This is a genomic window from Vibrio sp. 1401, from assembly GCF_033340295.1.
In genome coordinates this window covers 1-589 of sequence record NZ_JAWOWF010000590.1, presented here as the reverse complement: position 1 = coordinate 589, position 589 = coordinate 1, and the positions used below count along the sequence as shown (strand labels likewise).

Annotated in this window: 1 protein-coding gene; it reads left to right on the top strand. The window is 46.5% G+C overall.

Annotated elements, in window-relative coordinates:
• The coding region (rsmH, locus tag R7Z77_RS27005; protein ID WP_318137259.1) for a 16S rRNA (cytosine(1402)-N(4))-methyltransferase RsmH at nucleotides 1-588 on the top strand (588 nt) is incomplete at its 5' end.
• Between the last annotated feature and the right edge of the window lies 1 nt (nucleotide 589).

Here is a 589-nt window from a genome sequence, read left to right as displayed (position 1 = left end):
GGCCCGCTAGATATGCGCATGGACCCAACTTCAGGCATCCCGGTTTCTCAATGGTTGATGGAAGCGGATCTGGATGACATCACTTGGGTGATTCGTGAATTCGGTGAAGACAAACACGCTCGTCGTATTGCTCGTGCGATTGTGGAATACCGTGAAAACGAAGAGAACGAGCCAATGGTTCGTACTGGTCAGTTGGCAAAACTGATCTCTGAAGCAGCACCAAAAAGTTTTAAAGAGAAAAAGCACCCAGCGACGCGTGCTTTCCAAGCGTTCCGTATTTACATCAACAGTGAGCTAGAAGAAATTGATACTGCGCTGAAAGGCGCGGCTCGTATTTTAGCTCCTGAAGGTCGTTTATCTGTCATCAGTTTCCATTCGTTGGAAGACCGCATGGTAAAACGCTTTATCCGCAAAGAAAGTAAAGGTCCTGAGGTTCCACATGGGATTCCTTTGACGGAAGCGCAAATCAAAGAGCTTGGCAGCGCAAACATGAAAACTGTTGGCAAAGCGATAAAACCGAGCAAACAAGAAATTGACATGAACCCTCGTTCGCGCAGTTCTGTGCTAAGAATTGCTGAAAAGCTTTAAT